This window comes from Corynebacterium sp. HMSC064H12, from assembly GCF_001809925.1.
In the GTDB taxonomy this organism is placed as follows: domain Bacteria; phylum Actinomycetota; class Actinomycetes; order Mycobacteriales; family Mycobacteriaceae; genus Corynebacterium; species Corynebacterium jeikeium_D.
In genome coordinates this window covers 1-23,831 of the sequence record NZ_KV799345.1, presented here as the reverse complement: position 1 = coordinate 23,831, position 23,831 = coordinate 1, and the positions used below count along the sequence as shown (strand labels likewise).

At 58.1% G+C, this 23,831-nt stretch carries 19 protein-coding genes; 10 read left to right on the top strand and 9 right to left on the bottom strand.

Annotated features, from left to right (window positions below; genetic code table 11):
* Positions 1 to 34: 34 nt before the first annotated feature.
* The 3 genes from HMPREF2681_RS06555 to HMPREF2681_RS06545 form a co-directional block, all read right to left on the bottom strand.
* Positions 35 to 913 carry a hypothetical protein gene (locus HMPREF2681_RS06555; RefSeq protein ID WP_070546488.1) on the bottom strand — a complete coding sequence of 293 codons (879 nt, stop codon included), beginning with the start codon at positions 911 to 913 and terminating at the stop codon, positions 35 to 37.
* 127 nt (positions 914 to 1,040) lie between these two features.
* Positions 1,041 to 3,002 carry a pyruvate kinase gene (locus HMPREF2681_RS06550; protein WP_083301600.1) on the bottom strand — a complete coding sequence of 654 codons (1,962 nt, stop codon included), beginning with the start codon at positions 3,000 to 3,002 and terminating at the stop codon, positions 1,041 to 1,043.
* 138 nt (positions 3,003 to 3,140) lie between these two features.
* Positions 3,141 to 4,088 (bottom strand): L-lactate dehydrogenase, encoded by a 948-nt coding sequence (locus HMPREF2681_RS06545; RefSeq protein ID WP_048731269.1) that lies wholly within the window; start codon positions 4,086 to 4,088, stop codon positions 3,141 to 3,143.
* Positions 4,089 to 4,199: 111 nt separating this feature from the next.
* Between HMPREF2681_RS06545 and HMPREF2681_RS06540 the strand changes: the two genes are divergently transcribed.
* The 3 genes from HMPREF2681_RS06540 (at position 4,200) to HMPREF2681_RS06530 (ending at position 7,925) form a co-directional block, all read left to right on the top strand.
* Positions 4,200 to 6,176, top strand: a complete 1,977-nt coding sequence (locus HMPREF2681_RS06540) for an alpha/beta-hydrolase family protein (RefSeq protein WP_070546486.1) — start codon at positions 4,200 to 4,202, stop codon at positions 6,174 to 6,176.
* A 136-nt stretch (positions 6,177 to 6,312) separates the two neighbouring features.
* Positions 6,313 to 6,909 carry a superoxide dismutase gene (locus tag HMPREF2681_RS06535; protein WP_005510435.1) on the top strand — a complete coding sequence of 199 codons (597 nt, stop codon included), beginning with the start codon at positions 6,313 to 6,315 and terminating at the stop codon, positions 6,907 to 6,909.
* 170 nt (positions 6,910 to 7,079) lie between these two features.
* Complete coding sequence (locus HMPREF2681_RS06530) at positions 7,080 to 7,925, top strand: crotonase/enoyl-CoA hydratase family protein (protein ID WP_070546484.1); 846 nt, start codon at positions 7,080 to 7,082, stop codon at positions 7,923 to 7,925.
* 4 nt (positions 7,926 to 7,929) lie between these two features.
* Here the strand turns inward: HMPREF2681_RS06530 and HMPREF2681_RS06525 are convergent, their stop codons facing one another.
* The gene (locus tag HMPREF2681_RS06525; protein WP_070546482.1) at positions 7,930 to 9,750 is read right to left on the bottom strand and encodes a ribonuclease H-like domain-containing protein; all 1,821 of its coding nucleotides are present in this window, start codon (positions 9,748 to 9,750) and stop codon (positions 7,930 to 7,932) included.
* A 173-nt stretch (positions 9,751 to 9,923) separates the two neighbouring features.
* Between HMPREF2681_RS06525 and HMPREF2681_RS06520 the strand changes: the two genes are divergently transcribed.
* The 4 genes from HMPREF2681_RS06520 to yidC all read left to right on the top strand — a co-directional run bounded on the left by HMPREF2681_RS06520 (position 9,924) and on the right by yidC (position 14,878).
* Entirely contained in the window at positions 9,924 to 10,703 is a 780-nt protein-coding gene (locus tag HMPREF2681_RS06520; protein WP_070546480.1) for a DUF6474 family protein, read from the top strand.
* 160 nt (positions 10,704 to 10,863) lie between these two features.
* Entirely contained in the window at positions 10,864 to 12,621 is a 1,758-nt protein-coding gene (locus tag HMPREF2681_RS06515; RefSeq protein WP_246815970.1) for an alkaline phosphatase D family protein, read from the top strand.
* Positions 12,622 to 12,969: 348 nt separating this feature from the next.
* Positions 12,970 to 13,323 carry a histone-like nucleoid-structuring protein Lsr2 gene (locus HMPREF2681_RS06510; protein ID WP_069359719.1) on the top strand — a complete coding sequence of 118 codons (354 nt, stop codon included), beginning with the start codon at positions 12,970 to 12,972 and terminating at the stop codon, positions 13,321 to 13,323.
* 196 nt (positions 13,324 to 13,519) lie between these two features.
* Positions 13,520 to 14,878: a membrane protein insertase YidC gene (yidC, locus tag HMPREF2681_RS06505; protein WP_070546477.1), complete on the top strand. Its 1,359-nt coding sequence runs from the start codon at positions 13,520 to 13,522 to the stop codon at positions 14,876 to 14,878.
* Between the two features lie 52 nt (positions 14,879 to 14,930).
* On the opposite strand, the gene HMPREF2681_RS06500 is transcribed toward yidC, so the two are convergent.
* From HMPREF2681_RS06500 to HMPREF2681_RS06490, 3 genes are all read right to left on the bottom strand, one after another.
* Complete coding sequence (locus HMPREF2681_RS06500) at positions 14,931 to 15,551, bottom strand: TetR/AcrR family transcriptional regulator (protein ID WP_048731284.1); 621 nt, start codon at positions 15,549 to 15,551, stop codon at positions 14,931 to 14,933.
* 377 nt (positions 15,552 to 15,928) lie between these two features.
* Positions 15,929 to 16,222 carry a GlsB/YeaQ/YmgE family stress response membrane protein gene (locus HMPREF2681_RS06495; RefSeq protein WP_049171710.1) on the bottom strand — a complete coding sequence of 98 codons (294 nt, stop codon included), beginning with the start codon at positions 16,220 to 16,222 and terminating at the stop codon, positions 15,929 to 15,931.
* A 344-nt stretch (positions 16,223 to 16,566) separates the two neighbouring features.
* Complete coding sequence (locus HMPREF2681_RS06490) at positions 16,567 to 17,466, bottom strand: universal stress protein (RefSeq protein WP_005510554.1); 900 nt, start codon at positions 17,464 to 17,466, stop codon at positions 16,567 to 16,569.
* A gap of 297 nt (positions 17,467 to 17,763) precedes the next feature.
* On the opposite strand from HMPREF2681_RS06490, the gene HMPREF2681_RS06485 reads away from it, so the two are divergent.
* From HMPREF2681_RS06485 to HMPREF2681_RS06475, 3 genes are read left to right on the top strand one after another with little or no spacing between them, the layout of a single operon-like run.
* Entirely contained in the window at positions 17,764 to 18,795 is a 1,032-nt protein-coding gene (locus tag HMPREF2681_RS06485) for a pseudouridine synthase (protein WP_070546475.1), read from the top strand.
* A gap of 17 nt (positions 18,796 to 18,812) precedes the next feature.
* A complete protein-coding gene (locus HMPREF2681_RS06480; RefSeq protein WP_172954627.1) occupies positions 18,813 to 19,607 on the top strand; it encodes an ABC transporter ATP-binding protein in 795 nt (264 codons plus the stop codon).
* 21 nt (positions 19,608 to 19,628) lie between these two features.
* A complete protein-coding gene (locus HMPREF2681_RS06475; protein WP_070546473.1) occupies positions 19,629 to 22,253 on the top strand; it encodes an ABC transporter permease in 2,625 nt (874 codons plus the stop codon).
* Positions 22,254 to 22,364: 111 nt separating this feature from the next.
* Here the strand turns inward: HMPREF2681_RS06475 and HMPREF2681_RS06470 are convergent, their stop codons facing one another.
* Together HMPREF2681_RS06470 and HMPREF2681_RS06465 are read right to left on the bottom strand one after the other, a co-directional pair.
* Complete coding sequence (locus tag HMPREF2681_RS06470) at positions 22,365 to 22,808, bottom strand: DUF2871 domain-containing protein (RefSeq protein ID WP_069359716.1); 444 nt, start codon at positions 22,806 to 22,808, stop codon at positions 22,365 to 22,367.
* Positions 22,809 to 22,898: 90 nt separating this feature from the next.
* The gene (locus HMPREF2681_RS06465; RefSeq protein ID WP_168162083.1) at positions 22,899 to 23,654 is read right to left on the bottom strand and encodes an SDR family NAD(P)-dependent oxidoreductase; all 756 of its coding nucleotides are present in this window, start codon (positions 23,652 to 23,654) and stop codon (positions 22,899 to 22,901) included.
* Positions 23,655 to 23,831: the final 177 nt, after the last annotated feature.

Below are 23,831 nucleotides of genomic sequence, written 5' to 3'. Positions count from 1 at the left end.
CCTATTCGCTCTCCGTAATTCGCGACTGCCTGGGCTACTTATAAAAATCGTCGACGAATTCGCTCGCCGTTCCTTCGAAAAGCTGCTTGTCGACGGCCATTGCGCCCGCCTCCCCTTGTTCATCGGTAGCTTCGCTGGGGATGAAGCCCTTGGACCAGAAACCGGGCTGGGTGCGTTCGCGACCGGATCCAACGGGAATGTTGCGATGCACTTCCTCGGGAGCCAACACGTAGCCGAGTAGCCGCGCTGTGAGGGCAGTCGTCACACAAGCTAAAACGGTGATGATTCCGGCCTGGAAGTACGTCCGGGATACGTCGGCAGCGATAAACCACCCCACTGCAAGTGGCCACAAAACGCAGGCCAGATACCAGATAAAGCGACCTGGCCCCATTACGGCAGTGACTCCTGTTTCAGCCAACGCGACCACGGGCCCCGTGATGTTGCGCACTGGCCACATGTGCATCGTGCGCACATCCGTTGCCGTGCGCGACAGTAGTGGGCGGGCATACGTTGCGCGGTCACGCAGCACCTGGAGGGTCTTGTAGACCGAAAAACCCAGCCCAATGAGGGAAACCATTCCACAAAGACCGAAAGCCCATGCTCCAAACTCACCGAGGAGGGAAACCACTAGGTCCTGACCGGGGCTCAGGATGCTCATCCAGACGAAAACGGTAAATGCGGCGAATACTCCGGCGCCGCTCATCGCCCATCGAAAGACGCTGTCCGCGCGCTTGCGAACAATCTCATCGGCCTTCCAGCGCGGCGTCGCACCCGTGATAGTCGAATCCGAGACAGTCGGCTGCCAGTTCTGCTGCGATGGCAGCACCACCTGAGGTGGGGACTGCTGCGGCTGCTGCTTTGGAGACTGCGGCGGCACAGCCCACCCCGCGTTTTCTGCCTGTTCATTAGACATTTTCCGCAGGGCTCCTCTCTCGCGTCTCTCTCGCGCGGCTGGCTTCTTCCGCAGTCTTTTCTCCAACGGCGTTTTTTGGGTGCGCTCCCCTAACCTACCTAAACTAGCCCGGCCACTAACCCAGCCACTAGTCCGACCAGCTGCGAATCTTCCGCAGCATGATGCGGCTCTTACGCTGCGAACGACCCATCTTCCGAGCCAGGTTGTTCAAAATCGCGATGGCCTCGGTGATGTGCGGCCCCTTGTTCAGCATCACGCACTCGGCACGCAGGGCGAAAGCCGCATCGGTAATCTCCGCGCGGGAAGGCAGGCCGGCCTTGGCCATATTCTCCAGCACCTGAGTACCCAGAATGGTCGGCACTCCGGCTGCCTGCGCCAGCGTCAGAATCTGGCCTGGGACCTCACCCATGCGGTCGAAGCCCAGTTCCACAGCCAGGTCACCACGAGCAATCATCAGACCGGACTTGGCGCGCTTCATGCTGGCGATGATGATTCCCGGCAGATTCTGGAATGCCGGAATAGTCTCAATCTTCAGCACAACACCTAGGTCCCGAGCCCGCGATGCCAGATCCTCGCGGCCTGCAGCCTCATGTTCTGCCGCAATCTCATCGAGCACCTTGTAGACGTACTCAGCATCCTCCTGCGTGCGAATAAAGCTCACCGCAGCAATATCCGCGTGCTCCACTACAAAGCGCAGGTGCTCAATGTCTTCGTCGGTAAGCGAATTGAGCGGCAGGTCGGTGTTCGGCAGATTGATGCCTTTATGCGCCGCCAACGGCTGTCCGTTCGGCTTGGTGCGCTGGACACGCAAGCGGGCATCGACGTGGCTATCTTCGCTTGACGACGTCTCGGAGACCTCAACCACCTCAGCGCCGAGTGCACCGTCGTCGAAAAGCACCGGATCGCCCGGCTTCAGAGCCGCCACGGCAGACGGCAGCGAGCAGGAGACTCGTGGAATTTCATCCTCGGTGCGTGGAATGGTGGTGATTTCCTCGCGGCTGGTGAGAATGAACTCATCCCCAGTGTGGAAACGCAGCTTTTGCACGGTCGGTGGCACGCCGCCAGCACGTGTGACCTCGTAGTTGCTGCGCAGGTGTGTGCCCTCGGCGATCCAGGCGTTCTTCTCACCCTCGGCGAGCACCGCCTCGACCTCACCCTCGACGTCGGTGTCGATGCGCACAACGGTGAAGTGACGCTTCGCTGAGCGGGAGTCATGCAGCGTAATGACATCGTCAAGCTGCAGCTGTTCCAACCATCCCTGATCTGCTTCCAGCGGCAGAGCAGGACGCCCCGGCAAATCGTTCGGAGCTGGCTTGGGGTGCCCATCCAGACGTGGAGTCAGCCAAATCTTGGACTTGGAGATGACTGTGCCGGCGTCGTCACGCACAACGCGGGCGCGACCCACGCGCGGTCCCGGTTCGATATCGCCTGTGCGCAGCTTCGGGCCAGCCAGATCCATGGACACGAAGATGCGGCGACCGGCCTTCTCAGCTGCAGCATTGACGTTGTCAATCATGCGGCTCCACTGCTCAGGGCCGTCGTGGGCGCAGTTGATGCGAGCGAGATCCATGCCGGCAGCAGCGAAGCTCTCCACCAACTCTGCGTCGTCGGCGGCCTCGGCGGGCAGGGTCACCATAATGTGCGAAGTGACATCCGCGCGCTCCTGACCGAACAGCTCGGTGGCGTTGTTATCCAGGGCAATATCCGCGCGCTCATCGTCGGCAATAATGCGGGCGACATCGACATCTGAGGTGCGCCCCGCCAGCGCCAACAGCGCGTTGAGGGCCAACTCAAGGCGCCCCCGGGTGAAAGTCTCCACCGTGGTCAGACTGGTCACGCCGAGGTCGTGCAAGCTGTTCTGCAGCTCACGGATGTCAATTGTGCGCAGGTGTGCGTAGTGCAGTAGGTTTTCCGCGTGCCGACGGCGCTCTTCCGGCACCTCTGCGAGCAGTGCAGATGCCTCCACCGAGACGTCGTCCAACTCTGTAATCAAATCGGTGACCTTGCTGATGAGGTCATCCAGACGCGGTACGGCCGCGCCGCTTTCAGTGTTGTCAGTTGCTGTGTCTTGAGGGCTCTGCGCTGCCATAGAGAAGGCACTCCTGTGTTGAAGACGAAGCGTTGGCCAGAGTCGGCCACGCGGGCCAATAGAAGGTGGGCATTCTCATTCTCAAATGAGACGGCCGAAAGCGCATGTCGAGAAGACATGCGCTTTCGCTACCAGCAGTTACTTCCAGAATGGATCCTGCACATCTCGGAGCGTCTGAACGGACTTGTCCAACTGCTTCTTTTCGTATTCGTCCAACTCAAGCTCGATAACGCGGCGAATTCCTCGGCGGTTCACAATGGCTGGTGTTCCGATGAACACGTCCTCATGGCCATATTCACCTTGCAAGTATGCGGAGACCGGCAGAGCCACCTCTTGGTTTTGGAAAATGGCGCGCGTGATGCGGGCCAAACCCATACCGATTCCGTAGGAAGTGGAGCCCTTGGCATCGATAATCTCGTAGGCGGCATCACGGGTTCGGATGAAGATGTCCTCCAGCTCGTCGTGAAGCGTGGGGTCAGCGGCGAGACGCTTGGACAGACCGACGCCTGCAACGTTGGCGCTGGACAATACCGGCAGCTCGGAGTCGCCGTGTTCACCGATGATGTATGCGTGCACGCTCATCGGGGAAACATCGTAGTATTCACCCAGCATGTAGCGGAAACGTGCGGTGTCCAGGATGGTGCCGGAGCCGAAGACACGGTTGTGCGGCAGCCCGGAGTACTTCCACGCAGCGTATGTGAGTACGTCGACGGGGTTGGAAGCAATCAGTAGGAGCCCATCAAAACCGCTGTCCATAACGGAATCGACGATGGACTTCATGATTTTCATGTTCTTGTCCACCAGCTGCAGGCGAGTCTCGCCCGGCTTTTGTGCCGCACCTGCACAGATAACCACCAGCGCGGCATCGTCACAGTCGGCGTACGTGCCCTGGGTGACTTTGGTGCGCGACGACGCCCACACCACGCCATGGTTTAAGTCCATGACGTTGCCCATCGTCTTCTTCTCGTCGATGTCAATGATTGCCAAGTGGTCGACAGTGCCCTGGTTGACCAGCGAGTACGCGTATGCCACGCCGACGTCGCCAGCGCCGATCAGCACGACCTTATTTCCTGTGGATAGCTTCATAGCCCTCGGATCCTTCTCAACCGATTCGGAAAAAGTTGCGACACCCCACAGGCTACGCTTTGTGCGGAAAACTGGCGCGGGATGAATAACCCCCGTGGAAAAAATTTTGTCATGATGGGAGTCATGGGATTCCTGCGTCGCGCATTTACTTCGATTGCGCCCTCGATTGCGTCTACGGGCGACACACCTGTAGCTCAGCCAATCGAAACCGCCAGGGCAGTGCGAGCTGCACGAGCAGCGCGAACAGGAATTACAGGAGTCGCTGGCACAGCTGGCATGGCCAAAGCGCTGGGCGCAGTCGGCACCGGCAGCCTGATGGCCGCGAAAGTCTTTCGCGAACGCCTCCTAGGTACCGGCCCTGGCACTATCCGCAGCGCACTGCGGGCCGGCATCCCCTCCAACCCCGGTCTAATTGGTGCAGAAATTGCGTCATGGGCTGCCTTTAGCCCCTCGCTGATGCCGCGCACTCGGACCGCCACCGTTACTGTGACCTTCCTGGCACAGCTGGCGGGCCATGTCACCGGGGTGGCCATCGGCTATGGCTACAACACGACGATGCGGCGTCTGGCCAGCACTTCGCTCAGCCGCTTTGCGCTGGCACCTCGTCACGAACGCGCACTGGCCGTGACCTGGCACGTGGCCACCACGGCCACCACCGCGGCGCTGTGGCTGCGCTCCATTTCCCAGCAGCGCGAAATTGGTCGCCTGGTGGGCAAGGATGAGCAGGAATCCGCACGCAGCCAGTTCGCCTCCACAATGATTGCCAGTGGTCTCTACCTGACCACTCGGGGGCTCTCCGCGCTGGCCAACCGCGGCTATGACCTGCTGCGGGACAACCTCCGCCCCTGGCTTCCCCGCGGTCTCGCCCCGGTTCTCAGTGGTGCCATCGTCGGTGGTGCCGTGGCCGCCAGCATTGACCGACTGCTTATCCGTCGGACTTTGGAGTCCATCACCAAGAAGTCCCGCTACCTGAATACCCTGGTCGTTCCAGGTCGCATGCAGCCGTGGGAGCCGGAACGTTCCGGAAGCCCATGGTCTCTGGAGCCGTGGTACGCACTCGGTGCCGAGGGGCGCGTCTTCGTCGCCGAAGGCCCCCGTGCCCGAGATTTGGCAGTGGTTACTGGCAAGCCGCTCTCCGAACTGCAGGAACCCATCCGCATTTATGCGGGCAAGGTGCAAGGCCGTTCTCTGCGGGAACAGGCGGAGCTCATCATCCGCGAGATGCACCGCACCGGCGCGTTCCGGCGCGATCACCTGGTTGTCTTCACCACCACCGGCACAGGTTGGGTGCCACCGTGGTCGGCACAGGCTGCAGAGTTCTTGACCCTTGGCAACTGCGCCACTGTCGCTCTGCAGTACTCTGACCTCCCCTCCCCAGTGGCATGGCTAACGGACCACGAAACCCCAATCGCGGCTGGCCACACCCTTATCCATCGGGTGTTGCAGGAAGTCGACAAGATGCCGGAGAACGACCGGCCAAAGGTCTACGTCGCCGGTGAATCCCTCGGCGGGTTTGGCGGTCTCGGCGCATTCGAGAATTCCGCTGACATGCTCGCACGCGTCGACGGTGCTGTCTGGACGGGCGCACCACAGTTCTCCGCGATGTGGAAAGAGCTGACGCACCGTCGGACAAAGGGGTCTCCGGAAATCGCTCCAGTCATCGACGAGGGGCGAAACATCCGCTTCGCTACGCGCCCCGACGAGCTGTACCACTCCTTCTATGGCACCAAGTTCGGGCCGTGGGAATTCCCGCGCGTCGCATTCCTGCAGCATGCCTCTGACCCCATCGTTTGGTGGGATTACCCACTGGCCTGGCGCCGCCCCGACTGGCTTGCAGAGCGCGTCGGCCGCGATGTTCTCCCCTCCATGCGCTGGCATCCGTTCGTCACCTTCTGGCAGGTGCTTATCGACGGCCTCGCCTCCGTCACCGTCCCCGGTGGTCACGGCCACCGGTACGAGGAAGAAATGTTGCCAACGTGGGCTTCCATCCTCGACATTCCGCTTGACGACGACCTGGGTGGCGCAGCCGGAATGCGCTTCAAGCGCGTGAGTAAGTGGATTCGCCGCACTCAGCCGCCGCGTTCATAAACTTGTGACAGATATCCCTGAACAGCATTTTTTATGAATTTCGCATTAATTGTATTGCTTAAATGGTTGCGCATCCACTCATCTTGAGTACCATCGACGGCACAACCTAAAAACGTGTTGAGGAGGAATTTTCCTAATGACTAAGTACGAACTTCCTGAGCTGGATTACGCTTACGACGCTCTGGAGCCGCACATCTCCGGCGAGATTATGGAGCTGCACCACAGCAAGCACCACGCTAATTACGTCAACGGCGCCAACGCTGCTCTGGAGAAGCTCGCTGCTGCTCGCGAGTCCGGCGACTTCGCAGCTGTTACCGGCCTGTCCAAGGACCTGGCCTTTAACCTGGGTGGCCACACCAACCACTCCCTGTTCTGGAAGCTGCTGTCCCCGAACGGTGGCGGCCAGCCGACCGGTGAGCTGGCTGAGGCTATCGAGCGCGACTTCGGCTCTTTCGAGAAGTTCCAGGCTCACTTCAACGCTGCTGCTCTGGGCCTGCAGGGCTCCGGCTGGGCTGTTCTGGGTTACGACACCATTGCAGAGCGCCTGGTTATTGAGCAGATGACGGATCAGCAGGGCAACCTGTCCATCAACCTGAAGCCGGTTCTGCTGCTGGATATGTGGGAGCACGCTTTCTACCTGCAGTACAAGAACGTCAAGGCTGACTACGTCAAGGCTGTCTGGAACGTCTTCAACTGGGATTACGCTGCAGAGCTGTTCGCAGCTGCCAAGTAATTTCAGCTAACAGCGCGCGGCTTTTTACGCGTCCCTGCCGCGCGCTAAAGATGGCTTACCGGCTCGCTGACGGGGCTTACCCTCAGCGGGTCGGTTTTTTGTGTCTTGTTTGAGACCACTTTTGGTATTTCCCGGGCGGCACACGTAGCCGTCGTTTAGCGTTAGTGCCCATGAACACCAGCAACAATGTCAACGTCACCTATGAACACCTCGCCGTAGCTGATTCAGAGGCGGCGAAAATCGCTGTCGTCAGTTTGGACCGCGGAGACAAACTCAACGGTCTAACACTTGAGATGCTGACCGAGCTGTCCGCCGTCGCCCGGAAACTGGCAGCTGACCGTGATCTGCGTGGCGTAATCCTACGTGGCGAGGGCAAATCGTTTTGCGCTGGACTCGATTTCGCCTCGGCATTTAAGAAGCCCTCACGCATCCTGCGCTCATTCGTCCCCGATATCCACGGCACAAACCTGTTCCAGCGCGCCTGCTGGGACTGGCGAGGCCTGCCGGTGCCGGTCATTGCGGCGGTGCATGGGCACTGCTACGGCGGTGGTCTACAGATTGCACTAGGTGCTGATTTCCGCATTACTACGAGCGATGCCAAGTGGTCAATCCTCGAAGCGAAGTGGGGACTGATTCCGGATATGTCCGGTATGCGAACCATCCTCGATGAGGTCAGCGCCGATACTGCACGTTGGCTGACCATGTCTGGCGAAGAACTCAACGGCAAGGAAGCAACTGAGATCGGTCTGGCGACGTGGGCCGTGGACACGGAGGACGCTGCACTCAAGCTGTCCAAGGAGAAGTTGGCACAGCTGGCGACACGCTCGCCGGATCAGCTGGCGGCGACGAAGCGGCTTTTCCGCGATGTGCACCGCTCTCCTCGCGCAACATTCCGTGCCGAGCGCACACAGCAGCTGCTGCTGTTAGCCCGCAAGAACACGGCCATTATTCGCAATGCTGCGATGAAGAAGGTCTCACCTAAGTTCGCCCGGCGCGGCACGTGGGCGCGTGGTTAGCGCGCTAAGGAACCGGCAGGTCATCCCCATGCGGCAGGTCCGCGGCCGCGCGCTGTGAATCCAGCCAGTCGCGGACGTGGGCTACCGATCGGCAGTCATCGCCGTTGTAGCGCAGTAGCATGGCGCGAGCCTCGGCTTGCGTGAGTTTTTCAAAGGACTGTTCCGCGACAAAGTCGAGGTCAGTGGCCGTCGCAATGCGATACAGATCCAGCGATGCCTCGCCGTCAACATCGGCGTCGCGCCAGTGGAAGCCCGACCACGGGGCCACGACTTTCAGCCCCATGCCGACGGTGGAGAGGATCTGGCGACGGGCAACCTTCAGCATGTCCACCCAGTCCTCCGAGGCAATGAACTTGTCCACTTCTTCGCGGGTCGGCACCCGCACAATCTTTGTCGGACCAGCTGCCTCGAAACCGGAACCAGCCACATCACCTGTGGCCAAATCCGCCGAATCTGCGGGCACCACATATTCCTGGCCGCCGAACCGGGTAGCGCTCTGACGTAGCCAATAGTTCTCGCCCTCTGCCGCCCAGCAATAGGCGCGGAAGGTCTTGCCTTGTTCATGCGCCGCATTTCGACGCCGCATCAGGTAATCCCAGAAAATCGCAAAATTCCTGGCCTCCGCCGTGCCGCCGAGCCCCTCTGGCCCCGGTGGCTCCCAGGTGATGAAGCCACGGTAGTCCTCCCCGGGCACCCAGGTTCCCCACAGGTAGGCGCCATCGTTGGGATACGCCTCCATATCGATGTCCATCTCGACATCGCCACGCGGGGCCGATGTCTTGGCGGCTACCCGGAGCGCGTCGACGTCGGCAAGCCGCGCCCTCGCCATCCACACCTGCTCCTTGCTGACGTGCGGAGTGTTGGTACTCGCCTGCGCCAATGCCGTGACCGTGTCGATGCCCACGCTGCGCAACCGCATGGACTTATCCCCAGGTAGAAGGAGGGAAATGTCGTCACTTGCGGTCAGCTCATCGAAGCAACGGTCGTGGTGATGGCAGGTTCGGCACTCCCGGATGCGCCGCGGCGCCAGCGGCCAGGTGCCCGGCGTAAATCGTGACGGTCGCCCCTGAGTGGCAGCGACGGCATCACGCGCGTCGCGCAACGCCATCCGGTACGAGGCCACGCGCGAACCCTCATCAGCAATGACGATATGCCGTGTATCCAGATTCATTCCGGTGGCACTAATCGCCCCCACCAGGCCACAGGACACGCCCAGCCGGTGCAGCATCGCCGCCGCCTGCCCCAGCTTCACAGCATCAGGTCCGTAATGCCGTAGCTTCCACTCGTCCGTGACAACCATCGCCTGACGCAGGGTCCGCCCCATCACGCCAGCACGCCCGAGCCGGTCAACGCCCAGCAGTCGTACCTGCATCGCCGCCGCACGCGCCGCATTGCTTGACGACGGCTTACGCCGCCGGCCCTGTTTGCGCGCAGAGAGCAGGTGCCGTGTGACAACCAGGACCGGCATGTACGTCGGTGAGGTCGTCTGTGGTGAATCATCGACCTTGACCAACAGATCGGGGTGGCAAATCTCGTCGATTCCCGAGTACACCCCGCCGGGAATCGGGCGCTCATGCATGAGCACGCCACCGGCGATGACGCTTTCTCCACGGGCGATGGCCTCAAGGGTATCCAGGTGAGCGTCCGGCCCCGAGGCCACTGTGTACAGGTCGGGGATGGACGCGATGGACGTCGGCAAGCGGTGCTCTTGGTGAGAAGCAGGTTCGACTAGCCGCCCCTCGCGCAGGTCGAGGCTCAGCCGGTAGCGGCAGCCGATGAGGTCGCTCGCGTGGAGAAGCGGGCGCGAAACGGATGAATCAGTCACAATGAGAATTAGCGTATCGCCACTCGGTAGGAAGTTTCACGTTAAGCTTGGATAGCAAGAATCGTGATGCAGCCACTGCATCTGGCAAGCGCACTCCGGCGCGGTGGGGTTTAAGGGTTTTCCGCCCCGCTTTTCCGGAGGGACTATCTGCGAGCAACTAGGCGAAGGAAAAAATGAGCTTCTTGGGTGACATCCGTGAGCGTCGGCGCGAAACCGCCAAGCAGGTGAAGGCTGCCAAGGCGAAGGCTAAGGAAGAGGCTCGCCACGCAGCTCGACTTAATCGCAAGGCACACAAGGCTGAGGTCAAGGCCGCTAAGCGCGACCAGAAGCACCAGCACAAGCTGGAGCTGAAGGAGGCCGCTGGCCGCGTTCGTTCTGAGGAAAAGCTCGGTAAGAAGGAACTCAAGCTGGAAAACCGTGCTCTGAAGCGCGCGGAGAAGATCCGCAAGGCGAGTGCCAAGGACGAGAAGAAGGCGCTGGCCGCCAAGCAGCGCCACCAGACCAAGATGGCCGAGAAGATCCTGCAACAGCAGCGCAGCCAGGGCTTCAACAAGGACAAGGCAAAGTCGTGGATCGGTGGCGCACGCCTGCTGGTACCGGTGCTGGTTCCGCTGGCCTACCGCGCCATCACTGCCATTCAGCGCCGTGAACACTCTTCGGCCGCGCAGAAGTTCGGTGTTTCCGCTAATGATGCCGCTCGTTACCAGGGGCACGGTGCGCCGCTGCTGGCCCGCATTGAGGCCACTCGTGGTTCACTGACAGAGCTGCGTAAGTCGGGCCCCAAGGGTACCGATGGTTTTATCAAGGACGCCAACTCGCGTCTGGATGTCATGACTGACGCCATTAACACTGCCGAGAAGATGACCCCGGAGCAGCGTCGTCGCGCACACCACTCCATTACCGCAGAGCTGGATTCTCTGGATCGCCAGATCATTTCGGAGCTGGGCGCGTAAACCTGGCCGCTTCGGGTTAAGGCCACTCGCCGAGATTCGTCGAACTAAGCGCGACTGTTGTTGAGCAGCAATAGTCGCGCTTTCGCTCTTAGTACCCCCGTATCGGGCTATTTTCTCCCTCCGATGGCGCTACGGACTGAGAACTACTGTAATGAGGGCTATGCCATCTTCAGATAAATCTCAGACTGCAGCCTCGGATCTGAACGGTGCGGTCTCGTACAGCGACGCAACAGCCCAAAAGCCATTCACCCCTACTCGTCGTGCCGTACTGCGTGCCGGCGCTACCGGTGCTGCTGCTGGCGCCATCGGCCTGGCGACCGCTACTAGTGCGGGGGCCAATCCTGAGTCGCAGTCCCCAGCTAATGCTGGCGGTTCTGGTGGTTTTCAGGTCTTCCAACACGGTGTGGCCTCTGGCGATCCACTGCCGGACTCCGTTCTTATCTGGACTCGTGTGACATCGCACCCAGGCGACACCGCAGGTGCAAACCAGGGCCGCCCTGTTGCACTGAAGTGGGAAGTCGCTTCTGATGAGGGCTTCGGCAACATCGTTGCCTCTGGTGCCCTGAACACCGACCCGGATGCTGACAACACCGTCAAGATCGATGTCAAGGGTCTCTCCGCTGATTCCTACTACTTCTACCGCTTTACCGTCACCGCTGGTAATCACGCGGGCCAGGTTTCCCCGATTGGCCAGACTCGCACTGCGCCGCCGGTGAACTCCTCGCCAGATCACCTGGGCATCGCGCTGACCTCCTGCGCTAACTGGGAAAGTGGCTTCTTCTCCGCTTACCGCGATATGGCGGAAAATGACCGCATCGACATCATTATGTGTGTCGGTGACTACATCTACGAGTACGAGGCCGGTGGCTACTCCGGCAAGGGCCCGGTTCGTGACCACAAGCCGGCTCACGAGATTATTTCTCTCGCTGACTACCGCCTGCGCTACGCCACCTACCGCACCGATGCGGACCTGCAGGAAGCTCACCGCGCAAAGCCGTGGATTGTGACCTGGGATGACCACGAGGTCGCCAACGATGATTGGCACAGTGGCGCTGAGAACCACGACCCGGAGACCGAAGGCGACTACGTTGCCCGCCGCGACGCCGCTATCCAGGCTTACCTGGAGTGGCTGCCGGTTCGCGCTGTCCCCTTCTCCCAGGGCGGCAAGCTCTACCGCAGCTTCCGTTTCGGCGATCTCGCCGACCTGACCATGCTGGACCTGCGCACCTACCGTGACCAGCAGCTGAAGTTCATCCGCGCTGGCCAAACCGATGATGAGAGTCGCTCCATGCTCGGCTCTGAGCAGTTCAATTACCTGCTCGGCCAGTGGCGTTCCTCGAGCGCAAAGTGGCGTGTCGTGGGCAACTCCGTCATGTTCACTCCAGTGCTGGTTCCGCCGCTGGATCCGGAGGCCACTCGCGCTGTCACTGAGCTGCTGAGCTTGCCTCAGGACGGCCTGCCGTACAACTTGGATCAGTGGGATGGCTACGCTGCTGAGCGTCGTAAGCTGATCGACATCATGGGTAAGGAGGGCTACGACAACGTTGTCTTCCTCACCGGCGATATTCACTCCTCCTGGAACTGCAACGTACCGAAGGTCCCGGGCCAGTACCCGAGTGCCGGTATTGCCGCCATTGAGATTGTCTGTACTTCCGTCAGCGCCCCGAACATCGATGACATTGTGAAGCTGCCTCAGGACAACCCGATTTCCTTGGCTGCTACCGCTGGACTCAAGGCTGCGAACCCGTACGTCAACTACCTCGAGTTCGACCGCCACGGCTACACCGCTGTCTACTTCGGCCGCGAGGACGTTACCTCTGAGTACCGCCTCGTCGAGGTCAAGGAGGAACCGAACCAGCCACTTTTCGTCGCCGCTACCTACCGAGGCAAGCCTGGTGAGGGCATGACCCAGGCTTAAGCGCCTTCTCATCCTTTCGCTTTCCGACGACCACTGAGAGCGCACCCCGCATTGCGCTCTCAGTAGCGTAGTTGCTGTTCACGACGGCCCTGCACAACATGCAGGGCCGTCTTTTTATTACCCCAAGTTCTTGTGCACAATTAATCGAATTATTAACAAACCATGTATTCGATATAAGTTGCACAATCTAACTCAATTATCGTCAATAGACATTAAATTTCTTTGCACTTATACTGTGGGGGAAAGAAAACAGGGCTTGATATTAATTTGAAATTTCACCGTATTGGAGTTTCACCGTAAGCCTTCTTCATTATTACAAGTTCAGCACCAAGATTAGGCAGGGATTCTATGGCACGCCGCGAACTAATTCAGTACATCGACGACCTCGATGGGACTCCACTTGATTCCGCAGACCACCAAGTCGTTCGTTTCTCTTTCCGCGGTAAGAACTACATTCTCGACCTCTCTCAGGAAAATGCAGAGAAGTTCGAGCAGGTATTAGAACCGTATATTGCGAAAGCTTCCATTGATCACAGCACGGTTGTAGCTCCGCGTAAGCGCTCTTCCGCTAATCCCAATGCCGCTGAGGCCCGTGATCGCAATCGCAAGATTCGCCAGTGGGCACGAGAGAATGGCATGGATGTTGCAGACCGTGGTGCGCTGCCAAAGCACATTATTGAAAAGTACGAGAGCGCTAACTAGTTCTCACCCAGGTCCATTTGCCTTCCACTGGGTTTCACCCAGGTTTACTATCTTTAAAACAGGGTCCCGCCACAGCGGGGCCCTGTTTTAAAGTTGGGGCAGGTAATTCGAGTCGCTAGGATAGCGGCTGGAATTGGCACACCGGCCTCATCCGGTTGTCTTACTTTTCTTATCCTTGACATGGAGGAGTCGGCCCGTGGTCATTTTGGAACCATTTGTTTGGCTGGTCTCGTTTGTCCTTAAGGCGTGGCACCTTTTACTGGCCTCAGTATTTCACCTGCCGTCTTCTCTGTCCTGGACGCTTTCTCTCTTCCTGCTGGTGTTTACGGTGCGTGGCGCTTTAGCGTTTCTCGCGTTCCAGCAATTTATCTCGGCGCGCAAGACAGCCAACCTACGGCCGCAGCTTTTTATGCTCAAGGAGCGCTACCGCAGGAGCATCGAGCCGAACTCGCCACAATACGTAAACTTTGCCAGCAAGGAAATGCGCAAAGCAGAGGGAATTAAGACCTCCGTAATGCTGGCGCCCCTCTTCGTCCAGATTCCCGTGATTATGGGCCTTGTTCGCATGCTGAGGCACATGCTGCGGGCGTCTGAGGGGCCTGGGCTGCCTGCGTCTCATAATGTCGGATTCATCTCTAAGGATGAGATCTCCGACTTTCTGAGCGCGACATTCTTGGGACAGCCTCTACCCGCATATCTGCGCATGGACCCGGCGCAACTGCAAATCCTCGGGGGCAATCATGATTCGCTGTTAACTTTCTGCATTATCGGCATCGTGGCAGCGGCCTTTTTCACCGGTTTTAACTTGGTCATTTCCTACCGCCGGTTGCAGCGCACTCTCGACTATTCCAATAGCGTCAGTGTATTCCTCAGCAAGTTCATGCGCGTAATGCTTATCTACGCACCGCTGATGATCCTCTTCGCGGGGTTCTTTGGCCCAACACCTGTGGCTCTAATTGTCTACTGGGTCACCAATAACTTCTGGACACTGACCCAAAATATCATTCTCACCCGCTATGTGGAAAAGACCTACCCGCTCACAGACGATTTCCGAACTCTTCAAAACCACCAAAAGGGTGAATACGAATCGGAGCGGGAGGAAAAGAAGAAGTTAAAGCAGGCCAAGCGTCACTTTTATATCAAATCCGCATTCGCTCCGTGGAAGATAAAGCAGTTTAAGAGCGAATATGCCGCTATTGAGAAGGAATCGCGGGACCGTCGTAAAGCAAAGCAGGACGAAGAATATGCCCAGGCTTTGAAAATTGCGAAGGTTCGCTACATGGTGACCCAGATGAGGCCTGGCGCTCAGGACAATTTGCCGTCCCTGACGCAGGATATGAAGATTTCCTCGGGTATAGTTCCGCCGCTTCCCGGCCTGGCTAAAGTGCGGGCAGACATGAAACGACAAGCCGAGAAAGCACAAAAGGCGCAGAAGCGGCCGAAACCAATTCTGATTGCAAAGAACCTGGGAATGCTGCTCGGCCAGAATACGAAGAATATGGTTAAGAAAGCCACCGGCTCAAAGGAGTCGGACTGGAAACGCTTCCGGGATTAGCCCGTGAGCAAAAGGCGAGAACTAGGGCGCGTTAAAAAAGGGAATTAGGTATTTACGTGACCAAGTCACGGGCCAGGTCGCGCGCCATCTGCAGCGGGTTCAGATCCTTGGACATCTTGGCACCCGCGAGGCCGCCGTCGAGGTAGAGCAACAGCATATTTGCGTGAGCAGACGGCATACTAGATTCATTTTCAGTCAGCAGCGTGTGTAGCTGTTGCCAAACCCAGGAACGGTGATCGGCTGCGGCCTGACGGATGTCCTGCTCCGACTCCGTTTCCGGCCGCGGATATTCACTAGCCGCATTCTGGAAGTGTGAACCACGGAAGTCGATTGCCGGCTGCTCCGCAATACACTGATCAAAGAACGCGAGAATCTTCTCCGCCGGGGTATCCAAAGAGGCCACTCGCTGCTCCCAAGCCTCCCGCCATTTGGCGTCGAGGTCTTGCAGATATGCAATGACTAGCTTGTCCTTGGATCCAAACAACGAATACAGGCTGGCTTTGGCCACATCAGCTTCCCGCAGGATGCGGTCAATGCCGACAACGCGGATACCCTCTGTTGTAAACAGAGTTGTCGCTGATGCCAGGAGGCGCTCCCGCGGACTGGGGCGGTTACGACGGCGAGAGGAAGCGCGGCCGCCTTTTGCGCCCTTGCCCGTTGTCGCTTCTGCCACGGCAGTACCTCTCGTCCTTCCAAAGTCACACCCCGTTCTAACAGCTGCTTACTCGCAAACACCGGCATTAGCGCCATTGCTTTCAGAGCACTGAACAGGGCGTTCATAGTCTGTGATATTCCATTGTAGGCGTATCTGCGACTGTGATTTTGTAAAAGAACAAACTAGTCAGTCTTTCAGCCTCTAGTCCTACTTTAGCGTGCGATGATTGCCGCCCCCAACAGATGTCGCGACAATCGCAGAACGCCAACGTCACGACAACCGCACAACAAAAAAAGGGCATCTCAATGTTGATGAGATGCCCCGCGCTCTAGCTCACTATCCAGTAGATAGCAGCGTTACGACGCTTCGTGCATAGTCGCGCTGTTTTGCTTGGCTTACTTGCGCTTTTGAACCAGGCCGACAATCCACAACAGGATCACGGCGCCGAGCAGACAGGTGAGGAAGCTGAAGAACTTTCCGCCACCGGCGACATCAACGCCGAACAGGGTGAGCAGCCAACCGCCCAAGAAACCACCGACGATACCAACGACGATATTCAGGACGACGCCCATCTGTTCATCGGTGTTCATGATCTTAGAGCCGATCCAGCCGGCAAGACCACCGATGATAATCCAGCTGATGAAGCCCATCGTGGGACTAAAGGAGGCAGCAAGAAGAATCTCGTTCATGATAGATATTCCTTTCCCGAAATCGTTCTGACTCAACTATAAGTCTTTCCGAAAACTCTTGCATACACTGCAAGCACTATCAGGCCATTTCGGCCACTGAGAAACTAGCGAGATAACAGTCGGATAGCCACAGGAAAACTCTTATAAAATCTGCACTTTCTGCATGAAAACAGGGTTTATGCAGACGAGAGGCCTCATTTGGATAAACCGAAGCCGGCCCCGACGCCTGTCGGAAACCGGCTAGGTTCTACTTATAAATATTCGGTAACGGTTTCTGCACTCGGCGCTAAAAGCGCCTCGACGACCGCCGCCGGCGTCTTTTCTCAGCCCCCTCGAAGGGCGCTTTAGGCGTCAGTCTCCGGGCGGACGACCATCATCGGGCAAGCAGCCGCCTGCAGGAGTGCACGCGAAGTGGAGCCGAGCAGCATGCCCTTGAAACCTCCGCGGCCGTGGCTGCCGACGACCAGCAGCTGCGAGCCTTCCGAGGCATCAGCCAGAGCACGAACCGGGCGGTCGCGGGTAACAACCTTCTTGATGGCCACTTCCGGGTACTTCTTAGCGTACTTCTCCAGACGGTGGCCGAGCAGAGCCTTCTGCTCCTCTTCCACAACCTGCCACTGGCTCTGAGCTGCAGAAAGGCCAGCCAGGGAAGCCTGTACCTGCATGTCCATCCAGGTGTGAACCGCAATCAGTTCGGCACCACGAGCATCGGCCTCACGGAATGCGTACTCCGTTGCCTTTTCGGAAATATCGGAGCCATCGACACCGACAACGACAGGACCGTACTTGGTCTCATCGGTTACCAGGTTGTCCTCGCGGACAACAACAACCGGGCACGATGCGTGGGAAACAACAGCGGCGGAAACCGAACCCATGACCATGCCAGAGAGCCCACCCAGACCGCGAGAGCCCATAACCACCATGGTTGCCTGCTCAGACAGGTCGAGCAGCATGTCAATCGGACTGCCCTCTTCAATCTGGTGGCTGACATCTACCGACGGTGCGAAGTCGAGGGCAATCTTCTTGGCCTCGTTAATCTTCTCCAGGGTCTCGGCCTCAAGATCGTCGTAAAGCTCCTGCGGCGGAACCATGCCCTCTGCGTAGAGGAACTGCGGCATGGAGTAGCTGCTGACCAGACGGAGCGGCTCACCGCGCTTCACTGCGGTGTTAGCGGCCCACTTGACGGCGGTCTTGGATGCCTCCGAGCCATCGACCGCGCACACAATGATGTTCTGCCTTGGCATTGATTGCCTCCTTATTATGCGATCCATAAAAATTGGCTCTCCGCGGCCCGACCGCAACGCAGCTACACCTATCGCACCTGCTTGGACGCCATTTTAATGGACAAGCTTTGCTATTTAGTCAACTCTTCCGAGCCAACCCTTTTATTACTTTCACCTCCACCCTACCCCCATTATGTTGCGACCGACAGGGCAGAATGTTGTCCACCTACGCCATTAGGGGCGGTACCAACACAGCCCTGCGCCAGCAGCTCCGCTTGCCCGCCGGGTGAATCCGGGGCACCTGTTAAAGTCAGCCGTATGCGTCGCATGCCACTGCCCATTCGCGATGGGCTCAACCCCTCCCGCATCGCCGCTCCCGGGCGTCGTGGCGATGCCCCCACCCGTGCGTGGGATCTGCTCGCAGGCGCTATCGCAGGTCAAACCCACCGCCACCCAGACGATGATGAAACGGCTGTGGCCAAGCGTTTTGCAGATGGGCTCGTCGTTCGCGCCAACTCAGTGCCCTACAGTCCAGATGACATGGTGAAGCCCGGCGCGGAAATGTGGTTTTACCGCACCCCGGCACCGGAGCGCACAATCGCGGGGCCGATGCCGATTGTCTTTCAAGATGACAACCTTGTGGTCGTCGACAAGCCGTCGTTTTTGGCAACGATGCCGCGCGGCCGACATATTACGGAAACTGCTGTGGTTCGCCTGCGGCGGGAGCTGGGTAATCCGGAGTTGGTTCCCGCGCATCGCCTCGACAGGCTGACGTCGGGGTTGCTCATCTTTACCGCCCGGCGCGAGGTTCGCGGCGCCTACCAGGGGCTTTTCGCATCGGGGGAAGTCACTAAGCGCTACCACGCACTGACGTCGCCTACACCCATCGCTGGCGCGGCCAGCGAAGCCCTGCCCGAGACCCCACTGGAATTGCGCACACGACAGCACAAAATTGCTGGCCAGATGCAGGCTTATACTCTCGAGGGCGAGCCAAACGCCCACACCATCATCGAGCGCATTTCGCTTGTCGACGTGCCTTCGGACGCCGACGGCCTCGCTGCCGACAGTGGTCGCGTTGCGCTGTGGCAATTGAAGCCCATCACCGGACGCACTCATCAGCTGCGGCTGCACTTGAGTGAACTGGGCTTTCCCATCCTGGGTGACCAGTACTACCCGGAGATTCTGCCGCTGGAGGCCGAGAATGCCTCGGAGCCCCTGCACCTGGTCTGTGTAGAAATGAGTTTCGCTGACCCCGTGACTGGTGAACAACGAACGTTCCATTCCCGCCGCAGCGTTTTCAATCCGCTTTCGCTGCCGGATATTAATTCGCCGTTGATCAAATCTAATTAGAAGAGAGCCCCTCCCCCATGTCTGCCAAGCATGCAAAACGCCCCACCAAATCATCCGCTGAGTCTTCTTTGAAGCATTCCGCCCCACCAGCGGCGGCCTACGCTGAGGGGCTCACCAAGAAGTACGGTGTCGGCAATGCCGCTGTTACTGCACTGGACCATGTCGATATCTCTTTTGCCGCTGGTGAGTTCACCGCGATCATGGGGCCGTCCGGGTCGGGTAAGTCGACATTGATGCACTGCATGGCCGGCTTGGACTCCGCGACGTCGGGAAGCGCGTACATCGGCACGACGGAACTGTCGAAGCTGTCGGACAAGGAGATTACGGCGCTGCGGCGTGACCGCCTGGGCTTTGTGTTCCAGTCCTTCAACTTGGTGCCGACGTTGACAGCGGCGGAGAACATCACCCTGCCTATCAATATCGCTGGTCGTAAGGTGGATAAGCAGTGGTTCGAGGAAATCACCACGCGCCTCGGGCTTAAAGAACGGCTTACGCACCGCCCCTCGGAACTGTCCGGTGGCCAGCAGCAGCGTGTCGCCTGTGCGCGTGCCATTGTCAGCCGGCCGGAGATCATCTTTGGAGATGAGCCGACGGGCAACTTGGACTCGAACTCATCCCGTGAGGTGTTGACGATTCTCCGCGATGCGGTTGATGACATCGGCCAGACCGTTGTCATTGTGACGCATGATGCCACCGCCGCATCCTACGCAGACCGTGTTGTGTTCCTCGCGGATGGCCGTGTGGTTGACGAGCTTCGCAACCCCACGCCCGCCGATATTTTGGCGCGCATGGCAGATATTGAGAATCTTTAGGAAGGCAGGTCATCTCTCCCCATGGCATCATCGTCTTCCACGCTAAGCCGCGTCGCCTGGCGTAATATCACCTCGCACAAGTTGCGCCTCGTGCTCACAATTATTTCGGTCGTGCTGGGCACAGCCTTCATCACCGGCGCATTTGTGTTCACATCATCGCTGGACAAGGCCTTTAAGGGCGCAATGAGTACCGCTTATGACGGTGTCGACGTGGTGGTGACGGCCCCAGCTGACAATCCCGGTGCTCTCACCGAAGAAACCGCGCAGAAAATCGAAAGCTTCCCCGGGGTCCGAGCCCTCAACATTGGCGATCCCAACAACAGCATTACGGCCACGGGAGCCGACGGCAAGCCGATTCAAACCAATGGTTCGCCATCGATGGGTCTTCCCTACTATCCAGCGGCCGAAGCGGTGGGCAACAAGGTCACGGTTACCGAGGGGCACGCGCCGGAAACACCAGGTGAGGTGGTCGTCAACTCCACCACCGCCGAACTCGGCAACCTCCACGTCGGCACTGAAATCAAAGTAGCCACCCGCCTCGATCGGGCGACGGTGAAGGTTGTCGGCATCGCTGATACCTCCATCGACGAAACCGGCTACCTCGCGGTCTTTTTCACCCAGAATCAGTGGCGCAAGCTCTACGGCGCGGACAGCCATATGGACATGTTCACCCTCGCCGCCGATTCCACCACTGACGCTGCCACGCTTACCCGTGATGTCGCAGAAGCATTCCCCGAGCTCAAGGTAGAGGCAGGCTCTAAGCTCGCCGAGGAGGCCTCCGAACGTGTCTCCTCTGCCTTAAGCTTTGTCAACTACTTCCTCATCGCTTTCGGGCTCATCGGGCTGCTGGTCGGGATCTTCATCATTTCCAATACTTTCACCATGCTGGTCACTCAGCGCATGAAGGAGTTCGCTCTCCTCCGCGCCCTCGGTGCTTCACGACGACAGCTCACTGCGTCCGTCCTCTTGGAGGCATTCATTGTTGGCCTCATCGGTTCCGCACTAGGTGTCATCACGGGATTTGGGCTGAGCCAGGGGCTATTCATGCTTCTCGATGCCATGAGTATCTCCATGCCCGGCGATGGCCTGACATTCGAACCGGTGGCAGTCATCGTTCCTCTCCTTGTCGGCGTGGCCATCACCATGATCGCCGCCTGGACGCCGGCCGCCCGCGCTGGCGCGGTCCCTCCTGTAGAAGCCATGCGCTCTGGGGATCAAACAACCAGCAATAGCCTCAGTGCTAGGACGTGGACCGGTACTGTGCTGGCGTCCGCCGCTATCGCCATCATTGCCTGGGCATTGCAGTGGAACGACGCAGAAACCAAGATTCGTGCCATCTTCGTTGGTGTCGGTGCAGTGATGGCCGTAGCCTCCGTCTGGCTTGTCGGCCCCGCGCTGTCCATGCCTCTGATCGGAGGACTGGGGCGCGTCGTAGGTGCGCCTTTTGGAACCGTCGGCAAGCTTGCGGCAACGAACTCTCACCGCAATCCGCGCAGAACGGGAACCACATCGTTTGCACTGACGCTCGGGCTTGCGCTGGTGACTGTGATTGGCATGTTCGGTGTGTCCATGAAGGAGGCGGTCAATGAGTGGTCAGAGACCAATCTGACGGCTGACTTCGTGCTCTCGCCACCTCTGACCGCGCATTCGGCCCTGCCACTTGGGGTCGAGGATGCGGTGAAGGATATCGATGGTGTCGACGACACCGCAACCTTGTCGATTGGCGCGCTACTGGTAATCCCACCTGAGGAAGCCGCCACGATGATAGCTTCCGACGGCGAACAAACTGAAGTCGGACCGGAATCTAGTAATGCGTCGGTTTTCAACTCCAACGTCGGCAAATGGTACGGCACTCGCGCCATCCAGGGCTCCCTGGATCTGGCCAAGCCGGATGCGGGAATTGTCATCAGCGAATCAACAGCGAAAAAGAATAGTTGGAACGTTGGCACTGAACTCGCAGTTGTTTCCAAAGGCGGCATAACACGGCTCCCCGTCACCGGCATTTTTGCTGACACAAGTGATCCCGGCCAGTCGATTATGGTCTCCGACGAAGCCGCCCATAAATATGTCAAAAGCAGCCACCTGTTGCCTTTCCAGACCTACGTCGATATTTCTGATTCCATCGCGGCAGACAGCGGCTCCATGGATGAAATGAAGCAAAAGCTTAGCGACGCCGTTGCGGACTACCTCGTAGTACAAGTGATGACTGCTAAGGAGTTTGCGGGCCTGGCTAATGCCTCTATCGATGTCATGCTGGGAATCGTGTACGCACTGCTGGCACTGGCGGTCATCATTTCGATTCTGGGAATTATCAATACTGTCGCGCTCTCAGTTGTCGAGCGCCGCCAGGAGATTGGCATGCTTCGAGCCGTCGGCCTGCAGCGCTCGGGGATTCGCCGGATGATTCGCCTGGAATCTGTGGAAATCTCCATTTTCGGCGCGGTTGTGGGTATTGTCCTCGGCTTGTTCCTTGGCTGGTCACTGCTGACCGTGCTGAAGGATGAGGGCCTGAATACTATTGCGGTACCGTGGCTGCAGGTTGTTCTCATGCTGCTTGGGTCTGCGCTTGTAGGCGTTATTGCTGCTCTCGGACCTGGTCAGAAGGCCGCGAAGACACCACCTCTGGCCGCTATCGCAGACGAATAGCCGCCGCTATATGAAAGCGCCCCGTGCAGATATAGTTTCTGCACGGGGTTTTATTTCGCCTTATTACCTAGGCCGAATCAGCTATCCGACTCACGCATTTCCGCTGGAAATTTATACGGCTGCGTTGGCCTTGCGAACCTCGCGTTCTCGATTCTTCAGCGCCTTATTGAGAAGCATAAAGAACCACACAAAGCCAACCGTCAGGATAATGTGGCCGAGTCCTGCAATTCCCGAGTACATCGCACCCCAGGCCTCCGGGCCTGAAACAACGTGCACGATACCGTTAGCCACCATCATGCCAATCGTCCAAACAATGCCGACATTCTGAACGATGAACCAGCGATCAAAGCCCTTGACAGCTGAAATATTGAATTGCCCATCCAATGCCAGCGCAACCAAGAAGAAAATCATGCCAAGAACAAGGAAATGCGTGTGCAGCGTATTGAGCTGCGTTTTATCCCCAAAATCCATCGCACGGGTAAATTCACGATAGAAAACGCCAGAAAACAGACCAAGACCGAGATACACCGAAGCAGCTGTGAATAACTTACGCATACTTCGTAGCCTACTCAGATAACACTGGCTTCTAAACAGACTAAACCCAGGGGGTTAAACGAAAGTTTGATTCCGCGAATCTAGACGGCCTCAAACTAACCGCGCGAATCGAGCCACCACACGTTTCGGCACAGTTTTGGATAGGGCCATCACTAGGCCATATAGGCCGGGCGCTACCTCCGCCCGACCCCTCTCCGCTCCACGTAACGTGCGCTCCACTAGATAATTGAGATTCTGCTCCGGCATGAGACGCAACTTCACCGACTTCGCCTGCTTCACGACGTCCCGTAGCGCCTTGGTCTTAACCTTTCCCGGGTAGCAAATAGTTACAGTTACACCATTAGGTTTCAATTCCTCTCTAAGGCAGATACCCCAGTGCCGAATAAACGCTTTCGATGCTGTGTACACCGCCAGCCCTGGAGTTGGTGCTACAGCTGAGATCGATGAAACGAAAATGATGTGGCCGTTCTTTTCGAATAAATCGTTTAGCGAGTAAACCGCTGCGACCGTACCGCGAATATTCGTCTGTATCATTTGATCAGCCTGCGAAAAATCCTGGGTTTTAACATCGCCATAATTCGCATACGCGGCATTGAGGATTAAATAAACTATCGTCGCGTGATGGCGGTCAACATGATTCCGGAGTTTATCGCCAAAATCATCATCGGACTGATCTAGACAAAGATATCGAAGACGAGGACCTTGCCTCTGCGAGAACTCAGCGTCCTCACCGGAAGAATCATCGTTGTAGCTACGAGAAACACACCAAATTTCATCTAGGTCTGGACGTAGCTGCCCAAGTTTATCGGCAAAGACGGCGCCTATGCCCCGAGATGCTCCAGTCACGATTCCCACTCGCATGAATTCCAAGATACAGCCGACTGAGTCGAGCAATTAAAACGGCGACGACGAAGCGTGCCACATAGGAATGAGCAAACGAACAAAAAATGTCGCATTAAAACGCTAGTTAATGTTGTTTACTCGTGGGCACAAAAGTGGGCCGCAGCACCCAACCCCACACAA

What these genes read in the sequence shown, in the direction of transcription:
- HMPREF2681_RS06510 (WP_069359719.1), top strand. Translation starts at nt 12,970, where the DNA reads ATGGCACGCCGCGAACTAATTCAGTACATCGACGACCTCGATGGGACT.
- HMPREF2681_RS06495 (WP_049171710.1), bottom strand. Translation starts at nt 16,222, where the DNA reads ATGAACGAGATTCTTCTTGCTGCCTCCTTTAGTCCCACGATGGGCTTC.
- HMPREF2681_RS06545 (WP_048731269.1), bottom strand. Translation starts at nt 4,088, where the DNA reads ATGAAGCTATCCACAGGAAATAAGGTCGTGCTGATCGGCGCTGGCGAC.
- HMPREF2681_RS06540 (WP_070546486.1), top strand. Translation starts at nt 4,200, where the DNA reads ATGATGGGAGTCATGGGATTCCTGCGTCGCGCATTTACTTCGATTGCG.
- HMPREF2681_RS06520 (WP_070546480.1), top strand. Translation starts at nt 9,924, where the DNA reads ATGAGCTTCTTGGGTGACATCCGTGAGCGTCGGCGCGAAACCGCCAAG.
- HMPREF2681_RS06490 (WP_005510554.1), bottom strand. Translation starts at nt 17,466, where the DNA reads ATGCCAAGGCAGAACATCATTGTGTGCGCGGTCGATGGCTCGGAGGCA.
- HMPREF2681_RS06550 (WP_083301600.1), bottom strand. Translation starts at nt 3,002, where the DNA reads ATGGCAGCGCAGAGCCCTCAAGACACAGCAACTGACAACACTGAAAGC.
- HMPREF2681_RS06470 (WP_069359716.1), bottom strand. Translation starts at nt 22,808, where the DNA reads ATGCGTAAGTTATTCACAGCTGCTTCGGTGTATCTCGGTCTTGGTCTG.
- HMPREF2681_RS06535 (WP_005510435.1), top strand. Translation starts at nt 6,313, where the DNA reads ATGACTAAGTACGAACTTCCTGAGCTGGATTACGCTTACGACGCTCTG.
- HMPREF2681_RS06555 (WP_070546488.1), bottom strand. Translation starts at nt 913, where the DNA reads ATGTCTAATGAACAGGCAGAAAACGCGGGGTGGGCTGTGCCGCCGCAG.
- HMPREF2681_RS06475 (WP_070546473.1), top strand. Translation starts at nt 19,629, where the DNA reads ATGGCATCATCGTCTTCCACGCTAAGCCGCGTCGCCTGGCGTAATATC.
- HMPREF2681_RS06515 (WP_246815970.1), top strand. Translation starts at nt 10,864, where the DNA reads ATGCCATCTTCAGATAAATCTCAGACTGCAGCCTCGGATCTGAACGGT.
- HMPREF2681_RS06530 (WP_070546484.1), top strand. Translation starts at nt 7,080, where the DNA reads ATGAACACCAGCAACAATGTCAACGTCACCTATGAACACCTCGCCGTA.
- HMPREF2681_RS06480 (WP_172954627.1), top strand. Translation starts at nt 18,813, where the DNA reads ATGTCTGCCAAGCATGCAAAACGCCCCACCAAATCATCCGCTGAGTCT.
- HMPREF2681_RS06485 (WP_070546475.1), top strand. Translation starts at nt 17,764, where the DNA reads ATGCGTCGCATGCCACTGCCCATTCGCGATGGGCTCAACCCCTCCCGC.